Here is a 4,888-nt window from a genome sequence, read left to right on the forward strand (position 1 = left end):
TTTCTTCTCTTTTCAAGCAACTTGCCTTTCGGTCAAGCCCTCGACCTATTAGTATCAGTCCGCTTAACATGTCACCATGCTTGCACTCCTGACCTATCTACCTTATCGTCTTTAAGGGGTCTTACTTGCTTGCGCAATGGGAAATCTCATCTTGAAGTGGGTTTCACACTTAGATGCCTTCAGCGTTTATCCCTTCCGCATTTAGCTACCCAGCTATGCCACTGGCGTGACAACTGGTCCACCATTGATGCGTCCATCCCGGTCCTCTCGTACTGAGGACAGATCTTCTCAAATTTCCTGCGCCCACGACAGATAGGGACCGAACTGTCTCACGACGTTCTGAACCCAGCTCGCGTACCGCTTTAATGGGCGAACAGCCCAACCCTTGGAACCGACTTCAGCTCCAGGATGCGATGAGCCGACATCGAGGTGCCAAACCTCCCCGTCGATGTGAACTCTTGGGGGAGATCAGCCTGTTATCCCCAGGGTAGCTTTTATCCGTTGAGCGACGGCCTTTCCATTCAGCACCGCCGGATCACTAAGCCCGACTTTCGTCCCTGCTCGACTTGTGGGTCTCGCAGTCAAACACCCTTTTGCCTTTGCACTCTGCGCTTGGTTTCCATCCAAGCTGAGGGTATCTTTGGGCGCCTCCGTTACTCTTTGGGAGGCGACCGCCCCAGTCAAACTGCCCACCTGACACTGTCCCGTCATCAGTTCCATGACGTCCGGTTAGAACTCCAATACAGCAGGGGTAGTATCCCAACAGCGGCTCCTCGAATGCTGGCGCACTCGTCTCTTAGCCTCCTACCTATCCTGTACATGCTGCATCAAAGTCCAATATCAAGCTACAGTAAAGCTCCATGGGGTCTTTCCGTCTAGTCGCGGGTAACCTGCATCTTCACAGGTACTAAGACTTCACCGAGTCTACAGCTGAGACAGCGCCCAAATCGTTACGCCTTTCGTGCGGGTCAGAACTTACCTGACAAGGAATTTCGCTACCTTAGGACCGTTATAGTTACGGCCGCCGTTTACTGGGGCTTCGGTTCGATGCTTCTCTTTCGATGACATGTCCCCTTAACCTTCCAGCACCGGGCAGGCGTCACCCCCTATACGTCGCCTTTCGGCTTAGCAGAGAGCTGTGTTTTTGGTAAACAGTCGCTTGGGCCGTTTCACTGCGGCTCATATCTCTATGAGCACTCCTTCTCCCTAAGTTACGGAGTCATTTTGCAGAGTTCCTTAGCTATAGTTCTCTCGCTCACCTTAGGATTCTCTCCTCACCCATGTGTGTCCATTTTCGGTACGGGTTGATAAATAATTAACACTAGAAGCTTTTCTTGGAAGCTTGCTTCAGCGACTTCTGTACTCGCCGTAGCTTTCCATTCGCATCACGTCTTCGCATTTCCAGACTGCGGATTTGCCTACAGTCCTGCTACCTTGCTTGCACGCACCCTTCCAGCCGTGCGCCTCGCCTAGCCTTCTCCGTCACTCCTTCATTTACTTACCAAGTGCAGGAATCTCTACCTGCTGTCCATCGACTACGCCTCTCGGCCTCGCCTTAGGTCCCGACTTACCCAGAGCGGACGAACCTTCCTCTGGAAACCTTGGGTTTTCGGTGCGAGGGATTCTCACCCTCGTTCCGCTACTCACACCGGCATTCTCTCTTCCATATGCTCCACCGCTCCTTTCGGTACGACTTCTTCGCTCATGGAACGCTCCCCTACCATCCCTTGGGATCCGTAGCTTCGGTAGTATGCTTAGCCCCGGTAAATTATCGGCGCAGAGTCATTCGACTAGTGAGCTGTTACGCACTCTTTAAAGGATGGCTGCTTCTGAGCCAACCTCCTAGTTGTCTGGACATCTCCACATCCTTTTCCACTTAGCATACATTTTGGGACCTTAGCTGACGGTCTGGGCTGTTTCCCTCTTGACAACGGACCTTATCACCCGCTGTCTGACTGCCGGGCTTGTCTTCGTGACATTCGCAGTTTGATTATGTTCAGTACCCCGAGATGGGGCCATCACATATTCAGTGCTCTACCTTCACGCGACTCACTCCCGACGCTAGCCCTAAAGCTATTTCGGGGAGAACCAGCTATCTCCGAGTTCGTTTGGAATTTCACCCCTAGCCACAGCTCATCCGCCAACGTTTCAACGGGGGTCGGTTCGGTCCTCCATCGGGTTTTACCCCAACTTCAACCTGGCCATGGCTAGATCACTCGGTTTCGGGTCTACTACCTCAGACTTTCGCCCTCTTAAGACTCGCTTTCGCTTCGGCTCCGCATATCCTGCTTAACCTCGCCTGAAATAGTAACTCGCCGGTTCATTCTACAAAAGGCACGCCATCACCCTTTAACGGGCTCTGACTTCTTGTAGGCATATGGTTTCAGGTTCTCTTTCACTCCCCTCCCGGGGTTCTTTTCACCTTTCCCTCACGGTACTGGTTCACTATCGGTCACAGTTGAGTATTTAGCCTTGCCGGATGGTCCCGGCCGATTCAGACAGGATTCCTCGTGTCCCGCCCTACTCAGGTGCCTGCTCATCTTTCGCTTGCATTTCGCATACGGGGATCTCACCCTCTCTGTCTTTACTTCCCAGTAAATTCTGCTATGCTCGCTCTGTCGACTTTCTACAGGTCCTTCTACCCCGACCCTCAGGTCGGTTTGGGCTCCTTCCCTTTCGCTCGCCACTACTCAGGATATCATTCTTATTTTCTTCTCCTCCGGGTACTTAGATGTTTCAGTTCCCCGGGTCTCGCCTCGTCATGTCTATTTTTTCAACATGCGATCTGCACAATCTCTTATGCAGGGGTTCCCCCATTCGGATATCACCGACTCTCTGTGTGCTTACCACTTATCGATGCATTTCGCTGTTTGCTGCGTCCTTCTTCGCCTTACTGTGCCTAGGCATTCGCCATACGCCCTTTCTTGCTTTACCTTTCGGTTTGCTTGCTTGAACTTTTTCAAAAACACTTTCGTTTCGTTTCTGTAAAATCTTAGTTTCGACTATCAGAAAGACTTATTTCTTTTCATAAGTCTCATCTCATATCTTCTCTATTATCCAGTTTTCAATGATCTCTTTGAGTAATTTAAATCACTCAAAACTAAACAGTATAACCCACAACTCTTTCTCCTTAGAAAGGAGGTGATCCATCCCCACGTTCCCGTAGGGATACCTTGTTACGACTTCACCCCAATCATCAGTCCCACCTTAGACAGCTCCTTCCTTGCGGTTAGGCCACCGGCTTCGGGTGTTACCAACTCTCATGGTGTGACGGGCGGTGTGTACAAGGCCCGAGAACGTATTCACCGTGACATGCTGATTCACGATTACTAGCGATTCCAACTTCGTGCAGTCGAGTTGCAGACTGCAGTCCGAACTGAGAACAGTTTTATGGGTTTCGCTCCACCTCGCGGCTTCGCTTCCCTTTGCTCTGTCCATTGTAGCACGTGTGTAGCCCAGGTCATAAGGGGCATGATGATTTGACGTCATCCCCGCCTTCCTCCGGCTTGTCACCGGCAGTCTCGCCAGAGTCCCCAACTTAATGATGGTAACTGGCAACAGGGGTTGCGCTCGTTGCGGGACTTAACCCAACATCTCACGACACGAGCTGACGACAACCATGCACCACCTGTCTTCTCTATAACTATCTCCCTATCTCTAGGGCCTTTAGATCGATGTCAAGACCTGGTAAGGTTCTTCGCGTTGCTTCGAATTAAACCACATGCTCCACCGCTTGTGCGGGCCCCCGTCAATTCCTTTGAGTTTCATTCTTGCGAACGTACTACTCAGGCGGAGTACTTACTGCGTTAACTGCAGCACTGAGATTTGACTCCCAACACTTAGTACTCATCGTTTACGGCGTGGACTACTAGGGTATCTAATCCTATTTGCTCCCCACGCTTTCGGGACTGAGCGTCAGTTGCGCGCCAGACCGTCGCCTTCGCCACTGGTGTTCCTCCATATATCTACGCATTTCACCGCTACACATGGAATTCCACGATCCTCTCACGCACTCTAGCTCCACGGTTTCCATGGCTTACCGAAGTTAAGCTTCGGTCTTTCACCACAGACCCTTGTTGCCGCCTGCTCCCTCTTTACGCCCAATAATTCCGGATAACGCTCGCCACCTACGTATTACCGCGGCTGCTGGCACGTAGTTAGCCGTGGCTTTCTTATAGAGTACCGTCACTTATATATCATTCCCTATATATATCGTTCTTCCTCTATGACAGAAGTTTACAATCCGAAAACCTTCTTCCTTCACGCGGCGTTGCTCGGTCAGGGTTCCCCCCATTGCCGAAAATTCCCTACTGCTGCCTCCCGTAGGAGTCTGGGCCGTGTCTCAGTCCCAGTGTGGCCGTCCACCCTCTCAGGCCGGCTACGCATCGTCGCCTTGGTGAGCCTCTACCTCACCAACTAGCTAATGCGCCATAAGTCCATCCCTTACCAATGCCTTAGCACCTTTAATACAAAGTTCATGCGATCTCTGTACCTATGCGGTTTTAGCTGCCGTTTCCAGCAGTTATCCCCCTGTCTGGGGCAGGTTACTTATGTATTACTCACCCGTTCGCCACTCGAGTGCAAGCACTCGCGTTCGACTTGCATGTATTAGGCACGCCGCCAGCGTTCATCCTGAGCCAGGATCAAACTCTCCATTGTTTATTTACTCAAACAACTTCTTGTTTGTTTAGCTCTTTTCTTTTCCTTAATTGACGTTGTGTTTTATTCGTTTACTGTTTAGTTTTCAATGATCTCTCGGCTCTTTCGCCGACTTGTTTATCTTACACTCTTTTGAGCTCTTTGTCAATCTCTTTTTCTGTCTTTTTTTCGACTTCCTTTCGACTGACTACCTCTCTTTCGAGTGCTCGTTTATACTACCATCTTTTCT

Annotated in this window: 2 rRNA genes; both read right to left on the reverse strand. The window is 50.7% G+C overall.

The features are described from left to right. Positions 1 to 28: 28 nt before the first annotated feature. Positions 29 to 2,934: ribosomal RNA gene (locus DW911_RS01610) — 23S ribosomal RNA — on the reverse strand. 200 nt (positions 2,935 to 3,134) lie between these two features. After that, positions 3,135 to 4,659 (reverse strand): 16S ribosomal RNA (locus tag DW911_RS01615). The 16S and 23S rRNA genes sit together here, the layout of an rRNA operon. Positions 4,660 to 4,888: the final 229 nt, after the last annotated feature.

This window comes from Erysipelatoclostridium sp. AM42-17 (assembly GCF_003480255.1).
Lineage (GTDB): Bacteria > Bacillota_I > Bacilli_A > Erysipelotrichales > Coprobacillaceae > Faecalibacillus.